At 68.9% G+C, this 22,581-nt stretch carries 21 protein-coding genes and 1 tRNA gene; 12 read left to right on the plus strand and 10 right to left on the minus strand.

Going from position 1 to position 22,581, the window contains the following annotated elements; translation table 11 throughout:
- Positions 1-3 precede the first annotated feature (3 nt).
- Both ACIBO2_RS25295 and ACIBO2_RS25300 read left to right on the plus strand, forming a co-directional pair.
- Entirely contained in the window at positions 4-2,916 is a 2,913-nt protein-coding gene (locus tag ACIBO2_RS25295) for a BTAD domain-containing putative transcriptional regulator (RefSeq protein ID WP_397299734.1), read from the plus strand.
- Positions 2,917-3,078: 162 nt separating this feature from the next.
- Positions 3,079-4,092: a fatty acid desaturase family protein gene (locus ACIBO2_RS25300; RefSeq protein WP_397299737.1), complete on the plus strand. Its 1,014-nt coding sequence runs from the start codon at positions 3,079-3,081 to the stop codon at positions 4,090-4,092.
- On the opposite strand, the gene ACIBO2_RS25305 is transcribed toward ACIBO2_RS25300, so the two are convergent.
- Complete coding sequence (locus ACIBO2_RS25305) at positions 4,089-4,307, minus strand: hypothetical protein (RefSeq protein WP_358545616.1); 219 nt, start codon at positions 4,305-4,307, stop codon at positions 4,089-4,091. The genes ACIBO2_RS25300 and ACIBO2_RS25305 overlap by 4 nt on opposite strands.
- 65 nt (positions 4,308-4,372) lie before the next feature.
- Between ACIBO2_RS25305 and ACIBO2_RS25310 the strand changes: the two genes are divergently transcribed.
- From ACIBO2_RS25310 to ACIBO2_RS25335, 6 genes are all read left to right on the plus strand, one after another.
- Entirely contained in the window at positions 4,373-5,497 is a 1,125-nt protein-coding gene (locus tag ACIBO2_RS25310; RefSeq protein ID WP_397299740.1) for a sensor histidine kinase, read from the plus strand.
- On the plus strand, positions 5,494-6,162 hold the full coding sequence (locus ACIBO2_RS25315) for a response regulator (RefSeq protein ID WP_397299743.1): 669 nt from the start codon (positions 5,494-5,496) through the stop codon (positions 6,160-6,162). The genes ACIBO2_RS25310 and ACIBO2_RS25315 overlap by 4 nt, the downstream gene beginning before the upstream one ends.
- A 138-nt stretch (positions 6,163-6,300) precedes the next feature.
- The gene (locus tag ACIBO2_RS25320) at positions 6,301-7,551 is read left to right on the plus strand and encodes a cytochrome ubiquinol oxidase subunit I (RefSeq protein ID WP_358545622.1); all 1,251 of its coding nucleotides are present in this window, start codon (positions 6,301-6,303) and stop codon (positions 7,549-7,551) included.
- 9 nt (positions 7,552-7,560) lie between these two features.
- Positions 7,561-8,301 carry a cytochrome d ubiquinol oxidase subunit II gene (locus tag ACIBO2_RS25325; RefSeq protein ID WP_358545624.1) on the plus strand — a complete coding sequence of 247 codons (741 nt, stop codon included), beginning with the start codon at positions 7,561-7,563 and terminating at the stop codon, positions 8,299-8,301.
- A 72-nt stretch (positions 8,302-8,373) separates the two neighbouring features.
- The gene (locus tag ACIBO2_RS25330; RefSeq protein WP_397299748.1) at positions 8,374-8,865 is read left to right on the plus strand and encodes a DUF2975 domain-containing protein; all 492 of its coding nucleotides are present in this window, start codon (positions 8,374-8,376) and stop codon (positions 8,863-8,865) included.
- Positions 8,865-9,086: a helix-turn-helix transcriptional regulator gene (locus ACIBO2_RS25335; RefSeq protein ID WP_358545628.1), complete on the plus strand. Its 222-nt coding sequence runs from the start codon at positions 8,865-8,867 to the stop codon at positions 9,084-9,086. Before ACIBO2_RS25330 ends, ACIBO2_RS25335 begins: the two co-directional genes overlap by 1 nt.
- A gap of 250 nt (positions 9,087-9,336) precedes the next feature.
- On the opposite strand, the gene ACIBO2_RS25340 is transcribed toward ACIBO2_RS25335, so the two are convergent.
- Positions 9,337-10,149: a metallophosphoesterase gene (locus tag ACIBO2_RS25340; RefSeq protein WP_397299751.1), complete on the minus strand. Its 813-nt coding sequence runs from the start codon at positions 10,147-10,149 to the stop codon at positions 9,337-9,339.
- Between the two features lie 227 nt (positions 10,150-10,376).
- Positions 10,377-10,784, minus strand: a complete 408-nt coding sequence (locus ACIBO2_RS25345; protein ID WP_358545631.1) for a MerR family transcriptional regulator — start codon at positions 10,782-10,784, stop codon at positions 10,377-10,379.
- Positions 10,785-10,842: 58 nt separating this feature from the next.
- Between ACIBO2_RS25345 and ACIBO2_RS25350 the strand changes: the two genes are divergently transcribed.
- On the plus strand, positions 10,843-11,550 hold the full coding sequence (locus ACIBO2_RS25350) for an SDR family oxidoreductase (RefSeq protein WP_397299754.1): 708 nt from the start codon (positions 10,843-10,845) through the stop codon (positions 11,548-11,550).
- A gap of 112 nt (positions 11,551-11,662) precedes the next feature.
- Here ACIBO2_RS25350 and ACIBO2_RS25355 read toward each other — a convergent pair whose 3' ends face one another.
- Positions 11,663-12,220, minus strand: a complete 558-nt coding sequence (locus ACIBO2_RS25355) for a dihydrofolate reductase family protein (protein ID WP_358545635.1) — start codon at positions 12,218-12,220, stop codon at positions 11,663-11,665.
- Positions 12,221-12,778: 558 nt separating this feature from the next.
- Positions 12,779-13,291: a DUF3841 domain-containing protein gene (locus ACIBO2_RS25360; protein WP_358545637.1), complete on the minus strand. Its 513-nt coding sequence runs from the start codon at positions 13,289-13,291 to the stop codon at positions 12,779-12,781.
- Between the two features lie 1,207 nt (positions 13,292-14,498).
- On the opposite strand from ACIBO2_RS25360, the gene ACIBO2_RS25365 reads away from it, so the two are divergent.
- Entirely contained in the window at positions 14,499-14,966 is a 468-nt protein-coding gene (locus ACIBO2_RS25365) for an NUDIX domain-containing protein (protein WP_358545639.1), read from the plus strand.
- A gap of 29 nt (positions 14,967-14,995) precedes the next feature.
- Here ACIBO2_RS25365 and ACIBO2_RS25370 read toward each other — a convergent pair whose 3' ends face one another.
- The 3 genes from ACIBO2_RS25370 to ACIBO2_RS25380 all read right to left on the minus strand — a co-directional run bounded on the left by ACIBO2_RS25370 (position 14,996) and on the right by ACIBO2_RS25380 (position 17,739).
- Positions 14,996-16,087: a nuclear transport factor 2 family protein gene (locus ACIBO2_RS25370; protein WP_358545641.1), complete on the minus strand. Its 1,092-nt coding sequence runs from the start codon at positions 16,085-16,087 to the stop codon at positions 14,996-14,998.
- A 117-nt stretch (positions 16,088-16,204) separates the two neighbouring features.
- Positions 16,205-17,149, minus strand: coding sequence for an NAD(P)-dependent oxidoreductase (locus ACIBO2_RS25375; protein WP_358545643.1), 945 nt, complete (start codon positions 17,147-17,149; stop codon positions 16,205-16,207).
- Positions 17,146-17,739, minus strand: a complete 594-nt coding sequence (locus tag ACIBO2_RS25380; protein ID WP_397299760.1) for a dihydrofolate reductase family protein — start codon at positions 17,737-17,739, stop codon at positions 17,146-17,148. Before ACIBO2_RS25380 ends, ACIBO2_RS25375 begins: the two co-directional genes overlap by 4 nt.
- Positions 17,740-17,951: 212 nt before the next feature.
- On the opposite strand from ACIBO2_RS25380, the gene sigJ reads away from it, so the two are divergent.
- A complete protein-coding gene (gene sigJ / locus ACIBO2_RS25385) occupies positions 17,952-18,860 on the plus strand; it encodes an RNA polymerase sigma factor SigJ (RefSeq protein ID WP_358545646.1) in 909 nt (302 codons plus the stop codon).
- A 34-nt stretch (positions 18,861-18,894) separates the two neighbouring features.
- Here the strand turns inward: sigJ and ACIBO2_RS25390 are convergent, their stop codons facing one another.
- Complete coding sequence (locus ACIBO2_RS25390) at positions 18,895-20,637, minus strand: bifunctional metallophosphatase/5'-nucleotidase (RefSeq protein ID WP_397299762.1); 1,743 nt, start codon at positions 20,635-20,637, stop codon at positions 18,895-18,897.
- A 53-nt stretch (positions 20,638-20,690) separates the two neighbouring features.
- Positions 20,691-22,352, minus strand: coding sequence for an alpha-amylase family protein (locus ACIBO2_RS25395; RefSeq protein WP_358545650.1), 1,662 nt, complete (start codon positions 22,350-22,352; stop codon positions 20,691-20,693).
- Positions 22,353-22,483: 131 nt separating this feature from the next.
- Here ACIBO2_RS25395 and ACIBO2_RS25400 point away from each other — a divergent pair.
- Positions 22,484-22,555: transfer RNA gene (locus tag ACIBO2_RS25400), tRNA-OTHER, on the plus strand.
- Positions 22,556-22,581: the final 26 nt, after the last annotated feature.

A 22,581-nucleotide genomic window follows, 5' to 3' on the forward strand; every position in this document is an offset into this window, starting at 1 on the left:
TGGATGCGGATCGGGATCCTGGGGCCGCTCCAGATCGCGGGGGCCGCGGTCGGCGGCGCGCGGGTGCGGGCGCTGCTGGTCCGCCTGGCGCTCGATCCCGGCCGGGTGGTGACCAACGACCGGCTGATCGACGATCTGTGGCCGGGTGAGCCGCCCGAGCATCCCATGGCCGCGCTGCAGTCGCTGGTGTCCAGGGCGCGCAGGGAGGCTCCCGGGCTGATCTCCTCCCATCCGAGCGGCTACCTGCTCGACGTACCGGCCGATGAGGTGGACGCGCAGGCGTTCGAGCGGCTGGCCCGCACGGGCGACGCGCACGCGGCGCTGGCGCTCTGGCGCGGCCCGGCGCTGGGCGGCATCGATCTGCCCTTCGCGCTGGCCCCGGCCGCCCGGCTGGAGGAGCTGCGGCTGGCGGCGCTGGTCGGCCGGATCGCGGCGGACCTGGCCGCGGGTGGCGATGTCGTGGCGGAGCTGGAGGAGCTGGTGGCCGAGCACCGGCTGCGCGAGCCGTTCCACGCGCTGCTGATGCGGGCCATGGTGGCGGACGGGCGGCGTGGCCAGGCGCTGGAGGTCTTCGAGCGGATCAGGGCGCGGCTGGCGGACGAGCTGGGCGTCGATCCGGGGGCCGAGCTGCGGGAGGCGCACCTCGCGGCGCTGCGCGACGAGGAGCCGGAGCCCAGGAGCAACCTGCCCGCCCGGCTGACCAGCTTCGTCGGCCGGAGCGACGACGTCGCCCGTATCCGGACGCTCTTCGTCGGCCGCGGCGATGACCTCGCTCGCATCCGGACGCTCTCCGTCGGCCGCGGCGATGACGCCGCTCGCATCCGGCCGCTGACGGGCGCCCGGCTGATCACCCTCGTGGGGCCCGGCGGGGCGGGGAAGACTCGGCTGGCCGTCGAGGCGGCCGCGACGCTGCGCGTGCCCGACGGGGTGTGGCTGGTCGAGCTGGCCCCGGCGGCTGGCGTGCGGGTCGCGCTGGAAGCCGTGTTCAAGACGTCCGACCTGGTCAGGACGCTACGTGGCACGTCACCGGTGATCGTGCTGGACAACTGCGAGCACCTGATCGACGAGGCCGCGCGCGTGGCGCAGTGGCTGCTGGGCGAGGTGGCCGGGCTGCGCATCATCGCCACCAGCAGGGAGCCGCTGAACATCCCCGGCGAGACCCTGCACCCCGTACTCCCGCTGGCGGAGGAGCCCGCCGTGGAGCTGCTCCGCGACCGCGCCGCCGCCGCCCGGCCGGACCTGAGCCCGGACCCGGCCGAGGCCGCGCGGATCTGCCGTGAGCTCGACGGCATCCCGCTGGCCATCGAGCTGGCCGCCGCCCGGCTGCGGACGATGCCGGTGTCCATGCTGGTCGAGCAGCTCGGCGACCGGCTGGGCTTTCGCGGCAGCCGTACCTCCGAACCCAGGCACCGGACGCTGCGCGCGGTCATCGACTGGAGCTGGGACCTGCTGTCGCGGGAGGAGCGGGAGCTGCTGCGCGGGCTGTCGGTGTTCTCCGGCGGGGCGACGGCCGAGGCGATCGGGCGGGTCTGCGGCGGCGATCTCGATCTGCTGTCCGCGCTGGTCGACAAGTCGCTGATCGCGCTCTCCGGTGACCGCTACACGATGCTGGAGACGATCAGGCAATACGTCACGGGCGACCTGCCGGAGATCAGGCAGGCGCACGCCCGCTACTACGCCGAGCTGGCCGAGGCCGCCGAGCCGCATCTGCGGACGGGTGAGCAGGTCAAGTGGCTGGCCGTGCTCGACGCCGAGCAGGGCAACCTGGACGCGGCGTTCCGGCACTCCGACGACCCGCTCCGGATCATCCTGCCCAGGCTGTGGCCGTGGATCATGCGCGGGCGGCGGCACGAGGTCATCGCGAACGCGGCCACCGCACTGCGCAGGGTCGGTGACGTCCCGCCCGAGGGGCGGGAGCTGGCCCATGGGCTGTGCATGATGGCCACCATGGGCGCCGAGCCGAGCCGGGCGGTCCGGGAGTCCGACCATCCGGCGGCGCTGCACTCCTGGGCGATGGGCATCGCCATGGGTCCGCCGCGCGACGTGGTGGCCCTCACGGAGGCGAGCGCCCAGCGGCTTCGTGAGCATCCCGACGCGTGGACCAGGTCGACGGCGCTGCTGGTGGCGGGCATCGTGCGGTTCGAGTACGGGGCGGTCCACGGGGCCGAGGCCCTGCTGGAGCCGGCGCTCGACGGTCTGCGCGGGACCGGCGACCGCTGGGGGCAGTGGACCGCCTACTTCTGGCTGTCGCTGGCCGCCGAGAACCGCGGCGACTTCGCCCGCGCGCTGGCCCTGGCCAAGGAGCCGGAGCCGATCGCGACGGAGCTGGCCGGGCTGGGGGCGCCGCTCGGGCCGATGATGTTCCTGCTGCGGCTCAGCCAGCTCATGATGCGCACGGGCGATCACGCGGGCGCCGCCACCACCCTGGAGCGGGCCTGGCAGGCGGCGCTGCGCTCCGAGGACGAGCTGACCATCGCGCGAGTGACGCACGCCAGAGCCGAGCTGGCCCGGCGTTCCGGCGATCCGGGCGCGGCCGCCCGGCTGCTGCGCGGCGCCCTGGCCATGGACATCGACGCTCCTCCCCAGTTCAGGGCGTTCATGAACATCGAACTGGCCCGCGTCTCCGAGCCGGCCGAGCCGTCGCGCAGGGCGCTGGAGCTCATGGCCACCTGCGAGGACAGGACAGCCCGCGCGACCGTGCTCGAAGGCGTGGCCGAGCACCGCGACCCACTGATGGCCGCCGAGCTGCTGGGGGCGGCCCGGGTGCTGCGCGGGATCACCGAGTCGGCCGATCCGTTCGTGGTCGCGCTGGCGGGGCGGTGCCGGGCGGCGCTGGGCGCGGAGCGCTACGCGGACGCCCTGGTCAGGGGCGCGGCGATCCCCAACCCGGAGAGGTACGCGCTGTCGTCCCCGTGAAAGTCTCCGTCAGCCGCCGTCACCACGCCGAGCATGGCTTGGCATGAACCATACTGGGCAGTCTACTGAGCAGGCGCGATGGCGGAGCACTAGCCGTGATCTCTCCTTATCGCGGAGAATGCGCCGGGTGGGGGTAACTTCCACCTCTAAGTAAGGAGACCTGTGGCCGATACAGGCACGCTCGAAACCCGTGGTAGTGACTTCGCCAAACTGGCCCGACAAATCCAGGACGCCGGCCTGCTGGACCGGCGCCCGGTCTACTACGCCGTGCGGCTGACCCTGGTATTGGCCGCTTATGTTGGTCTATGGGCGCTGTTCGTGTGGGTCGGCGACTCATGGTGGCAGCTGCTGGTGGCTGTCGCGCTCGCCGTGGCCTCCGCGCAGATCGGGTTCGTCGCCCACGACCTGGGTCACCGGCAGGTCTTCAGGACCCGCCGGGCAAGCGACATCCTCGGCTTGATCATCGGCGACTTCGGCATCGGCCTGGGCTGGGGCTGGTGGAACACCAAGCACAACCGCCACCACGCCAACCCCAACCACGAGGACGAGGACCCCGACGTCTCGCCCGCCGTGATCGTCTGGTCGACCGACCAGGTGGAGCGGAGCAGCGGGTTGCCGAGGTTCATCGCCAAGTGGCAGGCGTACTGGTTCTTCCCGCTGCTCACCCTGGAGGCGTGGCATCTGCACATCGCCAGTGTCAAGGCGGTGTTCCAGCCGACGACGAAGCACCGCAGGATGGAGGGGGCGCTGCTGCTGGCGCACTTCGCCTGCTACTTCGGCCTGATCTTCGCCGTACTGCCGTTCGGCATGGCGCTGCTCTTCCTGCTGGTGCACCAGGGGCTCTTCGGCGTCTACCTGGGCAGCACGTTCGCGCCGAACCACAAGGGCATGCCGATCCTCACCAAGGAGGACAAGCTCGACTACCTCCGCAAGCAGGTGCTGACCTCGCGCAACGTCAAGGGCGGCGTGTTCGTGGACGTGGCGCTCGGGCAGCTCAACTACCAGATCGAGCACCACCTGTTCCCGAACATGCCGTCGCCGAACCTGCGCAAGGCGCAGCCGATCGTCCGGCAGTACTGCGCCGACTTGGGCGTCAGCTACCTGGAGACGGGACTGATCACCTCGTACGGGCAGGCCCTGCGGCACCTGCACGAAGTGGGCGCGCCCCTGCGCTAGCCGCTGGCGCCCTTGACACGCCGGAGGAGCTCGTCTCGGCGGCCTTCCAGCTCCGCGATCAGCTCTTCCTGCTCGTCCGCCATGCCGATCATCGCGCTGATCTCCACCTGGTCGGTGGCGCCCATGTCGCGGATCTGGTCGCGCAGGTCCTTGGTCTCGGCGCGCAGCCTGGCCAGGTCCTCTTCGACGTGCCGCAGGTCGTCTTCTTCGCTCATGCTCCGGCTCTACCCATTACGGGGCGGTTGGCCACCCGTGGGGGCCTCCGTACAGAATGGGCCCCATGCGTAGGTTGTCGGCCAGCACCATCGTGTCGGTGGCGGTGATCATCGTCACGCTGGCGGGTACGGTCGTCACCTCCCTTTTCCAGCCCGCCTTGACACCGAACGCGCTGGACATCGTGCTGCCGCTCGTGGCCAGTGCCGGAGTATTGGCGCGGCGCCGCTACCCGGTGGTGGCGATGATCGTCGTGCTGGCGACCGTCGCGTTCTACTACCCCTTCGCCCGGCTCGACGGGCCGATCCTGATCATGGCGTTCGTCGTCCTCTACACCGCCGCCGACCTGGGCCACCTGATCGCCGCCATCGCCGCGGGCGCGACCACGATGCTGGCCATGGGCCTGGGCGAGACCGGCGGGACCCGGCATGTGGACGACAGTATGTTCATAATGATCACCGGCTGGGTGGTGGCCGCCGTCGCCGGTGGGGGCGTCACCCGCAACCGGCGCGCCTACCTCCGGGAGGCCGAGCAGCGCGTGCTCGACGCCCTGCACGGCAAGGAAGAGGAGGCCAGGCGGCGGGCGGGCGAGGAGCGGCTGCGCATCGCCAGGGAGCTGCACGACTTGCTGGGGCATAACATCTCGATGATCAACGTGCAGGCCACGGCGGCGCTGCACGGGCTGAAGAAGCGGCCGGAGGACGCGGAGGCCGCGCTCCGGGCGATCAAGGAGGCCAGCAAAGAGACGCTGCGCGAGCTGCGTACCACCCTCGGGGTGTTGCGGCAGGTGGACGAGGACGCGCCGACCGCGCCCGCCGACAGCCTGGCCCGGATGGAGGCGCTGGTCGCGGCATCGGGGCTGGACGTGCGGACCGAGCTGTCAGGGCCGCTGGACGAGGTGCCGGCCGAGGTGGACCTGGCCGCGGCGCGCATCATCAGAGAGGCCCTGACGAACGTCTCCCGGCACTCGGGAACCGATACGGCTCGGCTGACCGTCACCCACGAGTCCGGAAATATCGTTATCCGCGTGGAGGATGATGGGCCGGGCGCGACGTTCACCGGCGGGACCGGGTTCGGACTGCAGGGCATGCGGGAGCGCGCCACCGCGCTGGGCGGCACACTGGAGGCGGGCCCCCGGCCTGATGGCGGCTTCCAGGTCGTCGCCCACTTACCGCTGAACGGAGTTCGATGATCCGCACCGTGCTCGCCGATGACCAGAACCTCGTACGGGCTGGGTTCCGGTCCATCCTGAGCGACGAGGACGGCATCGAGGTGGTCGGCGAAGCGGCCAACGGCGCCGAGGCCGTGGCCAAGGCCCGCGAGCTGCAGCCCGACGTGGTGCTGATGGACATCCGGATGCCCGAGCTGGACGGCCTGGAGGCGACCCGCGTGATCGTCACCGATCCGCGGCTCGACGGCGTCAAGGTGATCATCCTGACCACTTTCGACCTCGACGACTACGTCTACGGCGCGCTCCGGGCGGGCGCCAGCGGGTTCCTGGTCAAGGACACCGAGCCGGCCGAGCTGATCCACGCGGTGCGCGTGGTGGCCAGGGGTGACGCGCTGATCGCGCCCTCGGTGACCCGGCGGCTGATCGCCGAGTTCGCGGGCCGGATCAAGCGCCCGGAGCCGGGGCCCCGGCTCAACGCGCTCACCGAGCGCGAGCGCGAGGTCATGGCGCTGGTCGCGGCCGGGCTGTCCAACGACGAGATCGCGGCCCGGCTGGTGCTCAGCCCGGCCACGGCCAAGACGCACGTCAGCCGCATCATGACCAAGCTCGGCTCGCGCGACCGGGCGCAGCTCGTGGTGCTCGCCTACGAGGCCGGCATGATCACCCCGGGCTGGCTCACTCCCTGACGTGCCGGGCCGCTGTGATGCCGGGGTCGGCTTACACCCTGGGATGTACGGCGGGCGGCCGGTTGGCACCACAGGTGTACGGCAGGTGCCCGCCCCAGCATGACGCGGCGGAGGTGACCTTGGCCGGAACCTCTGACCATGGAGACCGTAGACCTCGCCCGCCTGCAGTTCGCCCTCACCGCGGGGGCGCACTTCCTGTTCGTCGCGCTGACCCTCGGCCTGGCGACGCTGGTGGCCGTCATCCAGACCTGGGCCACCTTGACCCGCAGCCCGGTGCACATGCGGATGACGCGGTTCTGGGGGCAGCTCTACATCATCAACTACGCGATGGGCATCGTCACCGGGCTCGTCATGGAGTTCCAGCTCGGGCTGTCGTGGAGCGGGCTCACCGAGTTCGCCGGGAACGTGTTCGGCTCGTCCCTGGCGATCGAGACGATCGTCGCGTTCTTCATCGAGTCCACCTTCCTGGGCCTGTGGATCTTCGGCTGGAACAAGCTCAACCGCTGGGCGCACCTGGCACTGATCTGGGTCGTCACCCTGACGGCCTACGCCTCGGCGTTCTGGATCCTGATCTCCAACGGCTTCCTGCAGAACCCGGTGGGCTACCAGCTCAAGGACGGCGTCCTGCACCTCACCGACTTCGGCGCGCTGGTGGCCAATCCGGCGGCGCTGGTCGCCTTCTTCCACATCGGCGGCGGCGCGCTGATCGTCGGCGGCTTCCTCATGGCCGGGGTGAGCGCGTACCACCTGGCCAAGCGCACCGCCGAGCAGGACTTCTTCCGCAAGTCGCTGCGCATCGGGATCGGCGTGGCGCTGCCCGCGACGCTGTTCACCGCGACGTTCGGCGGAATCGGCTTCGACACGCTGCAGCCGACCAAGCTGGCCGCCTGGTCGGGTAGCGCGCGGCGGCTGGCCGAGGCGCAGGCGGACATGGTGGCCATGTACGGTCCGGGCGACTACCTGCCGTCGCTGGAGTGGGTGCGTACCTCCGGAATCATCATGATGTCGCTCTTCGCGCTGCTCTTCTTCATCTCCGGAGCGAGCTTCCTGCTGATGCTCTTCCGACCGGTCGTACGGAGCTTCCGGCCGTGGCACTGGCTGCTGACCGCGCTGATCCCGGTCCCGTTCGTGACCATGATCGCGGGCTGGCTGTTCCGGGAGATGGGGCGTCAGCCCTGGGCCGTGTACGGCCTGCTGAAGACCGCCGACGCCATGTCACCGGTGTCGTACGGCCAGATCAGGTTCTCGCTGACCGCGTTCGTCACGGTGTTCGCCGTACTCATCCTGGTCAACTACTGGCTGCTGGCCAGGACCGCCCGCAAGGGGCCGGATGCCGTCGCGCTGGGCGACCGCCCGCTCGAGACCGTCGCCCCCGTACTGACCTTCTGAGGAGCCGTCATGGAGATCCTTGTTCTGGCCTTCTTCGCGATCGGCTACCTCGTGCTGGCCGGGGCCGACATCGGCGTCGGCATGGTGCTGCCGTACCTGGGCCGCACCCTGGGCGAGCGGCGCGAGGCGATCGCCGCGATCGCACCGTTCTTCCTCGGCAACGAGGTGTGGCTGGTGGCCACCGCCGGGGTGCTCGCCGGGCTCTTTCCTGCGCTGGAGGGCACGTTGCTGAGCGGCAACTACTCGCTCGTCGTGGCGTTGCTGCTTTCCTGGGTCATCCGGGACATGGGCCTGTGGCTGCGTGGGCGGCTGGCCGGCGTCCGGTGGCAGGGGTTCTGGGACGGCGCCGTCGTGGCGGGCAGTTGGGGGCTGGCGCTGAGCTGGGGTTCGCTGCTCAGTGACGTGCTGCTCGGCATCCACGGGCCCCTCGCGCTGCTGCCCGCCCTGCTGGTGGCCGCGTTGTTCGCCACGCACGGGCTGTCGTTCGCGGCGCTGCGGCTGCGGGGGGTGCTCCGCGAGCGCGCTGCGGTGCTGTCCGGCGGCACCGGAGAAGGCCGCACGTACGCCCTGACGGCGACGGCTCTGGTGGCGATCGGCGTCCTGGCGGGCTTCCGGCTGCCCCTGGAACCGGGTACCTCGGGCGCGCTACTGGTACCGGTCATCCTCACGCTGATCCCGTTCCTGGTGGCCTCGCAGGCGTGGGTCTGGTGGACGTTCCGGCACCGGGTGACCGGCCCGTCGTACCTGTAACCGGTTTCCCAGCTCTTGCTTAACCTATCGAAACTCGATAGATTTCCATCGCAACTCGATGGAAGGAAGGGTATGGGAAATCTGACAGTGCTCGCGCTGCGCGCCGTGCTCGGGGTGGTGCTCACCGGCACCGTGTTCATACAGGCATTGATGGTGTGGACGTTGGTCAGCGGGAACGACCCGGAGGACGGTTCGCTCCCGCTGACCCCGCTGCGCCTGATCACGATCCTGGGCATGGTGTCGGTCCAGGTCGCCGTGGTCTGCGTATGGCGGCTGGTGACGATGGTGCGACGCGGAACCGTGTTCTCCCACGCCGCCTTCCGGTACGTGGACATCGTGATCGGCGCGATCGTGGCGGCCGCCCTCGTGTGGTTCGCGGTCACGGCAATCAACGCGCCGGGCCAGCGGGACGACCCGGGCGTCAGCGTCATCATGGCCGGGATCGGCGTGGCCATCCTGGGGGTCGCGCTCATCGTGCGCGTGCTGCGGGTGCTGCTCGCCCAGGCCGTCGCGCGCGACGGCCAAGCGGCGCAGATGCAGGCCGAACTGGACGACGTGATCTGATGCCGATCGCCGTCGACATCGACGTGATGCTGGCCAAGCGGAAGATGTCCGTGGGCGAGCTCGCGGACCGCATAGGGATCACGCCCGCCAACCTGGCCGTACTCAAGAACGGCCGCGCCAAGGCGGTGCGCTTCACGACGCTCGCCGCGCTCTGCGAGGTGCTCGAGTGCCAGCCGGGCGACTTACTGCGCTGGGAGACCGAGGACGCCGCGGACGGATGACGTGCCGGGGGCCGAGCGTGAAAACGCCTCGCCCACCGGCCCGTGACACGGCACGTGGAGCGCATAGTGCTGTGACCGCATAGGTTCACAGCGTTGCTTGATCACGCGGCGAGGGCTGGTGCTTTTGCGGCGGTGACGTCTCCATGCACCAGACCGGATGTGTCCGCATCCAATCGGTCCGGAGCGCGTCGCCGCGAAACTCGGCCCCTGTCGGTGCGGTGGTCCTTGCCGCCGGGCAGGACGGGGCAGGTCACCCGGGAAGAGGCTTCACACTCGTCCACGCGCTGAGCCCCGAGTCGGCAGCGCCTTCGGCATCAACGACGTTCTCGACCAGCACCGGCTGGCCGTCGGCATCCCGCTCGAGGACGGCGAACGCGGCGGCCCCGGAGCGGATGTGGCCTAAGCACACGACCTCCGTCGACCCGATGGCCGCCCGATGCCGATGGTGCATGTGGCCGCAGAAATGCCATCGCGGCCGGAGACGCTCGGCCAGGGCACGGAGCTCGGGACGGCCGACCGGACTTCCCCGGTGCGGGCCGGCGACACCGGCCGGCCAGTCGTGGGTCAGCAGGATGTCGACCCGGCCCGCGCGGCGAGCGGCCCGGCTCACCTGCGCAACCTCCTCCCCGGTGTAGTACGTGCGCTCCCTGACCGTGGCGCGGCGCGCTTTGGGAACGTCGGTGATGCGGGGCGAGTGGATGCCCGACAAGAATGCCACCCGAAAGCCCGCCACGTCGCAGACACCAGCACGGCCGAGGAAGTAGGCGCCGTCGCTCCACCAGCCGGGGCCGGCCTCGTCCAGAGCCGGCCAGGGCTCGTGGTTGCCGCCGATGAAGTACAGCGGAGCCCCCAGATCGAGCAGCCCCTCGCGAACCAGCGGAAAGTCGCCGACCTTCCGGTACTTCGCGGGGCCGTGCACCCCGGCCGCGTCCGCCTCGTCACGATTCGGCTCAACGTCACCGACCGCGAGAATCGCATCCAGCGGACCGCGCACCCGACGAACGGCCGCTGCCCATTCGGCGAGCAACTCGAACTCGCCATGGACATCCCCGACCACCAGCACTCGAACGGGCCCAGCGGCCCCGCCACCCCTGCGTCTCACGACCGGGTCCTCCTCCCAAGGCAGCTCGCCCGAAGGTACGCAGACCGAGCCGCCGACCACCACCCGTTTACATCTGCGGCGGTCGGCAGGAGCGCTCGGGCGTGCTCCGCGTAACGGACCGCGGTCTTGGCATCGAGTTCGACTTGGCCGCGACGATCACGGCATCGAGTTCGACTTGGCCGCGGCGATCACGGCGTCGCGGAGAGACTTGCCTCTGCGGCGACGTCCTGGTCCGCGATCCACGCGCAGCCGCTGTCCGGGCTTTCGGTGTTCCGGATGATCGCGTCCAGGCGGTCACGCGTATGGGTCAGCGCGGTGATCTGGGCATCGATGCGATTGCGCTCGGCGGCGAGCTGGGCACGCGACTCCGGAGTGCTGACCTTGGCATCGACGCAGGGCAGCAGTTCGGCGATGGTCCGGCTGGACAGACCGGCCGCGTAAAGCATCTGGATCAGGTGGACACGGTCGGCTGCCGACTCGGGGTAGTGGCGCTGGCCGGAGTCGCTCCGGTACGCGGCGAGCAGTCCCTGTTCTTCGTAGTAGCGCAGGGCCCGCACGCTGACGCCCGACCTTGCCGCCAACTCGCCGATCCGCACCGTGACCTCCATCACAAGACTTGCCTCTGACGTCAACGTCAGGTTTTAGCCTATCCGCATGCAGATCAACGGAGCACATGTGCTGGTGACCGGGGCCAACCGCGGCCTCGGACGGCAATTCGTCCTGTCCCTCCTCGACCGCGGCGCAGGCAAGGTGTACGCCACCGCCCGCCGCCCGGAGCTCATCGACGTACCGGGGGTCGTCCCGCTGCGCCTCGACATCACGGATCCGGCATCGGTCGCCGACGCGGCGGCAGCGGCACCTGATGTCAAGATCGTCATCAACAACGCGGGAATCTCGACCGGGGCGAATCTGGTCACCGGGGACCTGGACACGGTTCGCCGCGAGATGGACACCCACTTCTATGGCACCCTCAACGTGATCCGTGCCTTCGCGCCCCAGCTGGCCGACGGCGCGATCCTCAACGTTCTGTCCGCGATCTCGTGGCTGGCCTTCGACGGTGCGGGCGGATACCACGCGGCGAAGGCCGCCGAATGGGCGCTCACCAACAGCGCACGGTTGGAGCTGGCCCACCAGCGCACTCTGGTGACGGGCCTGCACCTGGGCGCCGCGGACACCGACATGATGGCCTGGTACGAGGGCGACAAGAGCGCCCCCGAGGTGATCGTCGCGGCGGCCCTCGACGGCATCGAGGCGCACCGGTCCGAGGTGCTCGCCGACGACTGGAGCCGCCAGGTGAAGGCATGGCTGTCCGAGGACCCGACTGTCATCTACCGGGAAGCGACGGCCGCCCTCACGACCTGACTCGCTGCCCTTGTAGGTTCGGCCGCGGCTTCAGGCGCGGCCGGTACGGCACTGGGGATGGGCAGGCGCCTGCCCCTCGGTGCCACCGTGACCGTGTGTCGCTCGCTGGGTCCTACTTGTCGGTCGGCGCGTACACCAATTCGAGGATTCCCGACGGGAAGGACGTGCTTTTCACCAAGCGCAGGGTCACAGCCTGATCCAGCTCGGGGAACAGTGGCGCGCCCTTGCCGGTGACAGCGGGCAGCACCCACAGCCGGTACTCGTCGACCACGCCGAGCTTGATCAGGGAGTGCATGAACTCGGTGCCACCGGCGGCGACGAGGTCCTTGCCGGGCTCGGCCTTGAGCTTGGCGATCTCCTCCGCGGTGTCACCGGCGGCGATCCGGGTCTCGGGCCAGTCGTCGGCCGATTTCAGGGTGCGGGAGAACACGACCTTGGGGATCTCGTTCATGGCCTTGGCTGAGGGGTGGTCGGAGGTGGGCCAGTATCCGGCCATGATCTCGTAGGTGTTGCGGCCCATGAGGAAGGCCCCGGCCTCCCACAGCCGGCTGACGAAGTACTCCTCCTGCTTGGGGTCGTCGATGCTCATCATGACGTCCCGGATTCCGTTGTCCCCGTCAGCGCTCTTACCGTCGAGCGAGACGTAAAAACCCAGAATCAGCTTCCGCATCCGGTGCCTCCATTTGTTTCGTCCCGCGCCGGGACGATCCCAACACGGGCCCTTGCACGAGCTCCGATCAGCGCCCACCGCTCGATCAGCTCGTGCTCAGCGGTTGGTCACTCACACACTCAGACCGCCGGCTCCCACAAAACTCATCGCGCGCTGCGCCATCTCGCCCGCGGCAGCAGGAAGCTGCTCCCGCGACGGCACGGTCGCGGCGCGACCGGAGCAGGCTGGGCCGCAGGTCCTGCGCGGTGGCCACGACATAGCCGCAGAGCGTAGCCGGTCGCCGGGACGGTCTGGCAGCAACCAAAGTCGCGTTTCCGAGGTGACCTAAGTGGCCACGGTCCGGCTGCCCGGCAGTAGCGGCCACGCTGGCGGGGGTCAACGCGGTCGTCCGGCTGCGCGGGTGCACAAGAGGCGATCAGGAGCGCACGCACCGCGCGGTCGGTCTTCCCCCACAGCGTGTACGCCTCGGCGATGCCCGTGTAATAGCTGGCGCGGCGCTCCGACGTCGGAATCTCGTCTGGGGCGACTGTATGACGGACACCAGCGCACGGCGCACGGTCAGGAGCCGATTCCCTCTTCCTCTTCCTCTTCCGACCTGAACGGTTCCAACGGATGGACGCCGAGCACCCATCCGGCTGCGACACGCGGAAGGCACGCCTGCACCCCGTTGAGCTCCTCTTGGCCGATCGACCAATCCATGTCCGGCGATTCCTCGCCCATGATGATCGCTTCCATGAAATCGTTCCAGCGCCCGTACGAGCTGAGCAGGACGGCCTCGTCTGGCACGTCCAGGTCGAGCACGACATAGCGGGCGTACTCCTCCGGGGTCTGCGGGCAGAGCAGCATTTCCGCCGTCAGCGCCACGCTGTTGTCGCGGGTGTCCGGCCCGGCCCACGCCCACACCGGCGGCCGGCCCCCACAGTCGATGCCGCGCCGTGCCATCTCCGCCACCATCTCCTCGTAGCAGGCCCGGTAGTTTCCGACCATGATCCGGACCCAGTCCCCGACCAGCTCGCCAGCATCCTCCAGCGACTCGAGAACCGCTCGATGCTGGACCGTCCACAAACGCACCGGGCGATTGTGCCATCGCGGAGACAGAACGATCTACGCAATTCTCCGGGAGCGGCGGTGACGGTCCAGTGGAGCGGACAGGGAGTGCGGCCGTGGCGTCGTCGACCGGCAGTGTCCGTTCACGACGACGCCGCAGGAAGTCCTCGCCGATCTTTCCTGCACCCGATTCTTGCGGGTGGACCCCGACGCCCGCCGGCACGGCCCTCGCGGTTGGCTAACCTGATCAATAGAGGGCGAGGAGGGGGCCGATGACTGTCTCAACGGCGGTAGCAGCTCTGATGCTGCTCACGGTTGCGGCGATCGCTGTCCGTTCGGCGTGGTCACTGCTATTCCGCAAGGCTCCCGTGCCCAGGCGTCGGGCCCAGGGCCGGGGCCGCCACCTGCCGTACCACGGTCCGACGGATCACGCCGGCCTGTACCCCATGCCTGGCGCGGACGGTATCGGCTGTGACTCAGGTAGCTCGGACAGCAGTGGCGGCTGAGACCATGCCCGGCGACCCAGGTGGCAGGGCCCTGACAGCCGTTGTAGAGCGTTGCCGAGGTCACATTGAGTAACGGCCGCGGCGCGACTCCGGGTTTCGGTCCGGGCCGCTCACAGCCACTTTGCGTCTGGTAAGTCGAGCCCGAGCGGAGGGCCTCTCCCGCAAGTCACAGAGAAGGTTCAGAGGCTTACGCCGGAGCGGCGCGCGCGCATTTCAGCCCGGGCCGGGAGTGGGTTCAGCTCAGCATCGATATGGATCCCACGTCGGTGCGCGTGACAGTGACGGATCCTGGACATCCCACCGAATATCCGCAACGGCGCTGCGCAGACTCGCGGGACCTGGACGGACTCGTAGTGGGAGGCAGGGGGCTACAGATCGTTGATCATATTTGCCACGGCGCCTGGGATACGAGCCTGACCGAGAGTCATGAACGCCTGGTTCACGCCCGAATTCCCATAGATCCCCACACCTGACAGGTGCTCCCACCTGGACCGACGCTGGGCGGGGCAGGCGATCATCCGCCGGGCCATCCAACGCGACCGCAGCCACGAAGTACATGAGAGCTCTATCCGGCCGATCAATGAGGCTCGGGCGATCTGGACGGGATTGTTGTCCGGAAGAGCCCGCTAGAACGGGCGTGGCGGCGAAATCTGGAGGGACGGCGCCGTCACGCCTGCTAGTGCCGTGACGGAAGCCGTCTCCGAGTTGCCGGTAGCCTCGGACAAATGATCACGAAGCGCCCCACGGCACGTGTCATCCTCGTCGACCCCGCGGACCGCGTGCTGATGTTCCGCTTCGTCCCGCCGGACCCCTGGCCCCACGAGCCCGCATGGCACATGCCTGGCGGCGGGATCGAGCCAGGCGAATCAGCGGCCGAAGCGGCCTGTCGAGAGGTGTACGAAGAAACCGGCTTCATCATCACGCGCCAAGACCTGGGCGAACCGGTAGCCGTCAACGAGGGAGAGTGGTCCGTTCAGGGAAGCCGCTACTACACCGTGCACACGTACTTCTTCGCCCGAGTCCCAACAGCGGAGGTTTCCGGATCTGGAGATGACGGATTCGGGCACCGATGGTGGACCGCCACCGAACTCGATACGACCACGGAGCGGGTCTTTCCGCCCGGCTTGGCCGTACTACTGAAAGACCTGCTCCAAGGAGTGCGGCACGAACGGCCCGTCACTCTCGACTGGTGAAGTCGTGCATCATGACGGCTCCTGGTGGTTCAGAATCCGATGGCTTCGCGGAGCAGCAGGACGGTGCCGCGCCCTGGGTGGGGTTCCGCGTTGAGGATGAGAACGCGGTTCAGAGCGCTGGGCTGCCCGTACGCCTTCATGGCCCGTTCGTTCTCCAGCGGAAGGCAGTGGGCTTCGACGCGCCGCAGCGCGGTGCCCAGGTCGGGGACCACCTTCTGGGCCCCGACGATCCAGATCGCGCGGGGCGCGGCGCCCGAGTAGCCGGCCAGTTGGCTGCCGCTGGCCGAGGCGGCCACCAGGGATCCGGTTTCGGTCACCGCGGCGACGCTGCCCACGATGACGTCGGGGCAGGCGATCATTCGCCAGATCTCGGCCAATTGGGTAGTGCGGTCCATGGTCGTGCTGCTTGCCTTGACGGACTTGTATCGCCCGCTGGTGTTGATGTCCTCATCGATGCCGGACAGGCGGAGGGTCTCGCTGGCCCCGGTGAACACGCTGGCGCCCTCCGGGATCAGATCCTTTACGCGGGTACGAGCGGCGGCGGCGTCGTCGAGGATTTCCACGGTGAAACCGTGTGCGGTCAGGGCGGCGGCCGTCCGCTCCAGGCGCTGCTCAGATGCCGGGTCGGCGAACGGTGTCGCCGGCGGGTCAACGGGCGCCTCGGCCGTGCCGCGCGCTGAGCCTGCCAGTGGAGCCGAGCCTGCCAGTGGGGTGGTGTCGAGATATCTGACCTCGTAGACCCGCTCGCTGAACTTCCAGCCGTCGCCGGTGCGCTGGTAGCTGTCGTGGTAGACGGCGTAGTTCAGCCCCTCGCGGCCGTCGAGGGTACGTGCGAGCTCTTGCATGTAGGCGCGGCCGGACGCCGTGTCGCCGTCCAACTGGATCGTGCCCGGGTGCGTGTTCTGCACGAAGAAGTCCCACTGACTCTGCAGTTGCTCGCCCACGGAGCGGATCTCCTCCCGGCCGACCATCTCGGCCGGGATATTGGGCATCCGCAGCGCGCCATCGTGGGTGAACAGGGACGCGAGGCGGGCCCGGTCGCGCATCATCGCCGCGTCGGTGAACTCGGCGCGCAGCGCCTCGATCTCGACGCGGTCAGCGATGGCCTGAAAGTCACTCATCGGTTTCCTCCTGGTCGCCCCGAAGCCGATGTACGACGGCTTCGAGGGTGGTGTGTTCGTCTCAGCGGTTCGACAACACAACCCCGCTGAATGTGAGGATGCGCTGAGAGTGCCCGTTCAGCGGGGGTTGTCGGCGCGCCAGGCGACGTAGTCGGCGACCGCCCTGGCGACGTCGAAGGCCGGCGTGAAGCCGGTGTCCTGGGTGAGCCGGGTGGTGTCGAGGTAGGGGTCGTCGCCGGGGCCGTTCCGCCGTCCGGGCACAAGGCCGGGCTGCGGGTCGGGCTGCGGGTCGGGTCGCGGGCCGAGGGTGATCGCCCGTACGGCGTCCACGAGCTCGCGGTTGGTGAACGGCCGGCCGCTAGAGACGTTGTAGGTGGTGTGCCGCAGGGTTTCCGCGGTCATCAGCAGGGCGATGGCGCGCCCGGCGTCGGGTGCGTAGCAGCTGTCGCCGCCGTCGTCGGCGTACAGCGGCTGCGGCTCCTCGCCACGGAGTGCGGCGTTGATGTACGGCGGGATGGGGTTGAACGGTGATTCCGGGTCCATCAGCGGTCCCCAGATGCTCCCGATCCGGAGCACGACCGGCTGGACGCCGCTGCCCTGGAGGCTGTGCGTGGTGAGCGGCTCGACGGCCTTCTTGAAGGCGATGATCAGGTGCGGCAGGTCCGCGGTGGGCAGCGCGAGCTCTTCGTGCCAGCGGGTCTCGGCCGCGCCGATGTACACGCCGAGGCTGCTGGCGACGGCGAACCTGCGCACGCCCCAGGCGCGGGCGGCGTCCAGCGCGTTGAGCAGGCCCATCGTGTCCGTACGGAAGTAGCCGACCGGGTCCTTGTCAGGGATGCCGCCGGCGAGATGGACGATGTCGCTGATGTCGTGGCGATCGGCCAAGGCCAGGAAGGCGTCCCGGTCGGTGACGTCCAAGGATTCCACGGTGACCCGGCCGGCCAGGAACGAGGGGACCTCGGTACGGCGGTGCGCGGTCACGACGACCTCGTGTCCGAGGTCGACGAGGGCGCGGGCGGTGTGGGCGCCGATCATGCCGAGCCCTCCGGTGATGAGGATCATCGGACCACCTCGTAACGCAGGTGGGTCACGCCGGGCGCCGGGATGGCCTCCAACAGACGGAGGTGCAGGTGTTTCGGGAGCTCCTGGAAGAAGGGGCGGCCGGCGCCCAGCAGGATGGGCACCTGGTGGAGGATCACCTCGTCGACGAGGCCCGCTTCCAGTGCGGCGGCCAGCACGCCACCGCCCATGAGGCCGACGTCGTTGCCGTCGGCGAACTGGCGGGCGACCGCGATCGCGTCCTGGATGCCGGTGGTGATCAGGGTCTGCCGCTCGGTGATTTCTGGGGCCGGTCGGTGGCTGAGGAGGATCAGCGGGGCTGCCGGGTGCGGGCTGCCGCCGCCGAAGTGGTCGGAGTCCTCGTAGGTGTTGCGGCCGGCCACGATCGCACCCACGCCTCCTGCAAGAGTGTCGAAGAGGCGGGCGCTGGGCTCGCTTAGGTTGAATCCGTCGAACGTCTGGCTGGGTGTGTCGCCGTTGAAGTACCAGTCGAACAGCATGTTCGCGTCGCCGAGGCCGCGTCCGGCGCCGGGGTCGCGGCCGGTGATGTAGCCGTCGACCGAGACGGCGTGGGCGCTGATGACCTTGCTCATGTCTTTCCTTCCGGATCAGCTGGCTTGGGAAGCCGGCGATTCGGTATCGAGCCTGCCGTTCAGGCAGGGCGGGAGGCATCCGTGCCGACCACGTGCCGGGTACGCGGGCACCACGTGGTGACCACGTACGTCGACACCACGACCTCACATTCCGGTGCGCTGTCTTGTCGAAACTGGTGAGGGCGGATGCGACCAAAGGAGCCGGCTACACCATGACCACCCCACCCGATCCGGGACTGAGCGCGATCATGAGCGAGCGGCGTCAGCTGATCAACGTCGCGTACCGGCTCCTGGGCTCCCTGGCCGAGGCCGAGGATGCCGTCCAAGAGGCCTACACCCGCTGGTACGCCATGACCCGGCAGCAGCAGGACGCCATCGAGTCCCCCGGCGCCTGGCTGACGACGGTCACCAGCCGTATCTGCCTCAACCTGCTCGGCTCGGCCCGGTCACGGCGTGAGACCTACGTGGGCGAATGGATCCCTGAGCCGCTGCCCGAACATACGGAGTGGCGGCCGGGCGACACCGCGGTCGACCCGGCCGACCGGGTCACCCTGGATGAGTCGGTCAACTTGGCCTTCCTGATCGTGCTCGAATCGATGACCCCGGCCGAGCGCGTCGCGTTCATCCTGCACGACGTCTTCTGCCACTCCTTCGCCGAAGTGGCCGAGATCGTCGGCCGTACCCCGGCGGCCTGCCGCCAGCTGGCCTCCTCTGCCCGCCGCCGCATCCGGGCCGCGCGGCCTTCCGCGACTCCGGCGGCCCAGCGCGCCGGCGTCGTCAGGGACTTCAAGCAGGCATGGCAGGCCAAGGACATCGACGCCCTCATCGGCCTGCTCGACCCCGACGCCACGGCGATCGCCGACGGCGGCGGCTCTGCCATCACCTTCCTGCACCCCATCGAAGGCGGCGAGCAGGTCGCGCACGCCTGGATCGAGCTGGCCGGCCGGGTGATGAACAACATGACGTTCCTGGAACGTACGGTCAACGGTCAGCCCGGTCTGGTGGCTCAGGAAGACGGCATCACCGTGACGGTGTTCGCGTTCGAGGTCGTGGATGATCGGATCAAGCGCATCTGGGTGGTCCGCAACCCCGACAAACTGCGTCGCTGGACGATGGGCTGAGACGCATCCGCGCCTCAGCCCATCGGCCCGTACATCAGAAGACCGGCGCGCCGTCACGCGTCAGGCGCCAGTTGGCGGCGGCGAAGTCGGCCGGGTTGATCGTGCCCTTCGCGGTCGCGTAGTCGATCAGCGCCTGGCGGATCTCCACCTGGGCGTTGTACAGGACCGGCGCGCCCGCGACGTGCGGGAACCCGCCGCCACCTGACTGCCGGTAGTTGTTGATCGCGACCACGAACTCCTTGCCCGCCGGCACCGGCGCGCCCTCGTAGGTGAGGTTCGCGATCCGCTGGCCCACCGGCTTGGCGATGTCGATGTCGTACGACACGCCCGACAGCTGGTCGTAGTTGTAGTCCGGCGTGTTGCCGGCGTTCGTGAGCTTGGCGACGTCCACGGGGTCACCGGGCGCCAGCTGGTTGAAGTACTTGGCGGAGTACTCCAGGTAGTCCTTGATCTGGGCGCCCGTCAGCTTCACGGCCAGCAGCGTGTTGTCGTACACGTACAGCCCGGCCACATCACGGACCCGGATGTCGCCGGCGGGGAAGACGGCGGTGCGGCTGAACGGCGCGGCGATCGACAGGACCGGGAGCTGGTTGTCCGGCAGCGCCTGCTTGACGGTCTCGACCTGGACCTGCTGGATGTAGTCGAGGATCGGGGTGTCCTTGTAGGGGGACTCGGCGGCCGAGAGCTGCTCCGACGACTTGGCCACGACCTTGTTGACGTAGCCGACCGTGGCGTCGTGCTGCGGCTTGAGCAGGGCGGTGATCTTCGGGTCCTCGGCGACCGTGTTCGTGTTGAGCGTGGCCGAGGACTTGCCGGTGACCGTCCATCTGCCGCGCTGCTTGGCGAGCTGGAAGTCGATCACGCTGAGGCGCTGGCCCCACTTGCTCGGCTCGGTGAGCAGGACCTGCTTGCCGGTGGCCTGGTTCGTGACGAACCGCTGGGCCACGTCGTTGTGCGCGTGCCCGAACAGCACCGCGTCGATGCCCGGCACCTGCTCGGCGACCATGGCGGAGGCGTTCTCCACGGGCAGGTCGCCGCCGTACGACGACATGCCGTTGTCGCCCGCGTGCGCGGTCACCACGACCACGTCGGCGCCCAGGCCACGGATGATCGGCACCCACTTCTTGGCCGACGCCACCAGGTCGGTGAAGCGGAGTTTGCCTTCGACGTTCGCCTTGTCCCAGATCGCGACACCCGGGTTGGTCAGGCCGAGCACACCCACCTTGACCGGCTTGTCGCCCTTGACGTTCATGGTCTTGATCACGAACGGCAGGTAGGCGGGCCGGCCGGTCTTCGCGCTGACGGCGTTCGCGCCGAGCACCGGGGCCTTCATCTGGTGGATCCAGGTGGCCAGCAGGGGCAGGCCGTAGTTGAACTCGTGGTTCCCCAGGGTGACGGCGTCGTAGCCGATGGCGTTCATGGCCTTGGCCATCGGGTGGACCGGGCCGTTCTTGGTGATCGGCTCGACTTTGGCGTAGTAGTACGCCAGCGGGGTGCCCTGGATGGTGTCACCCGAGTCGAACAGCAGCGTCCGGCCGGCGCCACGCTCCGCTCGCACCTTGTTGACCAGCGTCGACACCTTGGCCAGGCCGACGTTGTTGCCGGCGCTGTCGGCGTAGGCCGCGTCCTTGTAGTAGTCCCAGTTGAGGACGTTGCCGTGGATGTCGGAGGTGCCCATCACGGTGACGGTGACGGTCTTGTCACCGGTCGCGTTCGCGGGTACGCCCATCAGGGCCAGCGCGGTCAGCGCGACGGCCCCAAGCTTCATGGTGTGCATGGCGTGGACAGTAATTGCGGCAAGTAACCCATGGATTACGGCCCCTCGTCACGTCAGTGGGACTTGACCGAAGCGTCCTCGGCGGGGATCTCCTTCGGGGAGGCGCGCAGCCAGCGGCAGCCGTGCGGGTCCATCGTCAGCCGGGCCACACCGTCCTCCGAGACCTCCAGTGTCCCGTCCACCAGGAGGTCCGTGAGCGTGTGCGTCTCCAAGCCCACCAGCTTCAGCTCCACGTCCTGGGCGGTCTCGCCGAGGTTGTGGATCGCCACCACCGTGGCGCCGTCGGCGTCGCAGCGGTGCGCCAGGATCGCCGGATCGGCCGTCTCCAGCACCGTACAGTCGCCCCAGGCCAGCTCGGGGCACTCCCGGTAGCGCTCGATGAGCAGCTGGAACCAGCGCAGCAACGAGTCATTGTTCCGCTTCTGGTCGGCCACGTTGATGCGGGCGGGCGCGAAGGCGGCGTCCGGCATCTCGCGTTCGGGGGTGCCCCGGGTGAAGCCGCCGTCCGGTGACCACTGCATCGGCGTCCGTACGGCCATGCGGCCCTCCGCCTTGAGGTTCTCCCCCATGCCGATCTCTTCGCCGTAGAACATGACCGGGGTGCCTGGGAGGGAGAAGAGCAGGCTGTAGGCCATCTTGATGCGGCGCATGTCCCCGCCCATCATGGTCGGCAGGCGTCTGCGCAGGCCACGGCCGTAGATCTGCATGTCCTCCTCGGGGCCGAACGCCTGGAAAATCTCCTGGCGTTCCTTGTCCGTGAGCTTGTCCAGCGTCAGCTCATCGTGATTGCGGAGGAACATCGCCCACTGGCAGTCCTTGGGCGGTCTGGGGCGAGAGCTGAGCGCGTCGGCGAGCGGCGCGGCCTCGCCGCGCGCCAGCGACAGCCACGCGCGCTGCATGCCGATGAAGTCGAAGCACATGGTGAGCTGGTCGCCGAGCCCGTCGCCGAAGTACGAGAGCAGGCCCTTGTAGGGCAGGTTGACCTCGCCGAGCAGCACCGAGGCGCCCTCGCGGCGGGTCATGAAGGCGCGCAGGTCCGCCAGGAACTCGTGCGGGTCGGCCAGTTGGGGCTGGACGTTCTCGATGAGGAACGGCACGGCGTCGACCCTGAACCCCGACAGCCCGAGCTCCATCCAGAAGCCCAGGATCCGGGCGATCTCATCGCGGACCTCGGGGTTGCTGACGTTCAGGTCGGGCTGGTGGCGGTAGAAGCTGTGCAGGTAGTACTGGCCGGTGGAGGTGTCGAGCTGCCAGATGCTGTCCTCCTTGTCGGGGAAGACCACCTGCTTGGGGTCGTCGGGTTCCGGTTTGTCCGACCAGACGTACCAGTCGCGCTTCGGCGACTTCTTGCTGGAGCGCGACTCGATGAACCAGGGATGCTGGTCGGAGGTGTGGTTCACGACCAGGTCCGCGATCACCCGCAGGCCGCGATCCTTGGCGGTCCGCATGAACTCCACGAAGTCGCCCAGGGTCCCGAGCCTCGGGTCGATGGCGTAGAAGTCGGTGATGTCGTAGCCGTCGTCCCTGTTGGGGGTGGGGAAGAACGGCATCAGCCACAGACAGGTGACCCCGAGCCCCGCCAGGTAGTCGATCTCCTGCGTGAGCCCCCGGAAGTCGCCGACCCCGTCGTCGTTGCCGTCCTTGAAGGTCTCGACGTCGAGACAGTAGACAACGGCATTTTTCCACCACAGATCAGACGTGTAGGTCAGTCGCATGAGGCCACCGCTACCCAGCGGCGGCGCACACATTCAGAGCAGCGTGCCGGAACGCGGCTCTCATCCACATAAGCCGGACAGGTCCCATACACCCGTAGTGGCCATTGAATGTCGCTAAGATCTCCAGCGGCAAGGCTGTAGCGCAGAGGTCGTCGCGCCTTACAGCAGGTTGGAGGACGTCGGTTCGAATCCGACCAGCCTTGCCCTAAATCGTGGGCGTCATCGGTGG

The organism is Nonomuraea sp. NPDC050022 (genome assembly GCF_044460705.1).
Taxonomy (GTDB): Bacteria; Actinomycetota; Actinomycetes; order Streptosporangiales; family Streptosporangiaceae; genus Nonomuraea.

Coding starts and splice junctions, on each gene's coding strand:
- ACIBO2_RS25330 (WP_397299748.1), top strand. CDS start 8,374: ATGGGAAATCTGACAGTGCTCGCGCTGCGCGCCGTGCTCGGGGTGGTG.
- ACIBO2_RS25375 (WP_358545643.1), bottom strand. CDS start 17,149: ATGATCCTCATCACCGGAGGGCTCGGCATGATCGGCGCCCACACCGCC.
- ACIBO2_RS25295 (WP_397299734.1), top strand. CDS start 4: ATGCGGATCGGGATCCTGGGGCCGCTCCAGATCGCGGGGGCCGCGGTC.
- ACIBO2_RS25370 (WP_358545641.1), bottom strand. CDS start 16,087: ATGAGTGACTTTCAGGCCATCGCTGACCGCGTCGAGATCGAGGCGCTG.
- ACIBO2_RS25395 (WP_358545650.1), bottom strand. CDS start 22,352: ATGCGACTGACCTACACGTCTGATCTGTGGTGGAAAAATGCCGTTGTC.
- ACIBO2_RS25320 (WP_358545622.1), top strand. CDS start 6,301: ATGGAGACCGTAGACCTCGCCCGCCTGCAGTTCGCCCTCACCGCGGGG.
- ACIBO2_RS25335 (WP_358545628.1), top strand. CDS start 8,865: ATGCCGATCGCCGTCGACATCGACGTGATGCTGGCCAAGCGGAAGATG.
- ACIBO2_RS25365 (WP_358545639.1), top strand. CDS start 14,499: ATGATCACGAAGCGCCCCACGGCACGTGTCATCCTCGTCGACCCCGCG.
- ACIBO2_RS25380 (WP_397299760.1), bottom strand. CDS start 17,739: ATGAGCAAGGTCATCAGCGCCCACGCCGTCTCGGTCGACGGCTACATC.
- ACIBO2_RS25305 (WP_358545616.1), bottom strand. CDS start 4,307: ATGAGCGAAGAAGACGACCTGCGGCACGTCGAAGAGGACCTGGCCAGG.
- sigJ (WP_358545646.1), top strand. CDS start 17,952: ATGACCACCCCACCCGATCCGGGACTGAGCGCGATCATGAGCGAGCGG.
- ACIBO2_RS25325 (WP_358545624.1), top strand. CDS start 7,561: ATGGAGATCCTTGTTCTGGCCTTCTTCGCGATCGGCTACCTCGTGCTG.
- ACIBO2_RS25355 (WP_358545635.1), bottom strand. CDS start 12,220: ATGCGGAAGCTGATTCTGGGTTTTTACGTCTCGCTCGACGGTAAGAGC.
- ACIBO2_RS25350 (WP_397299754.1), top strand. CDS start 10,843: ATGCAGATCAACGGAGCACATGTGCTGGTGACCGGGGCCAACCGCGGC.
- ACIBO2_RS25310 (WP_397299740.1), top strand. CDS start 4,373: ATGCGTAGGTTGTCGGCCAGCACCATCGTGTCGGTGGCGGTGATCATC.
- ACIBO2_RS25315 (WP_397299743.1), top strand. CDS start 5,494: ATGATCCGCACCGTGCTCGCCGATGACCAGAACCTCGTACGGGCTGGG.
- ACIBO2_RS25390 (WP_397299762.1), bottom strand. CDS start 20,637: ATGCACACCATGAAGCTTGGGGCCGTCGCGCTGACCGCGCTGGCCCTG.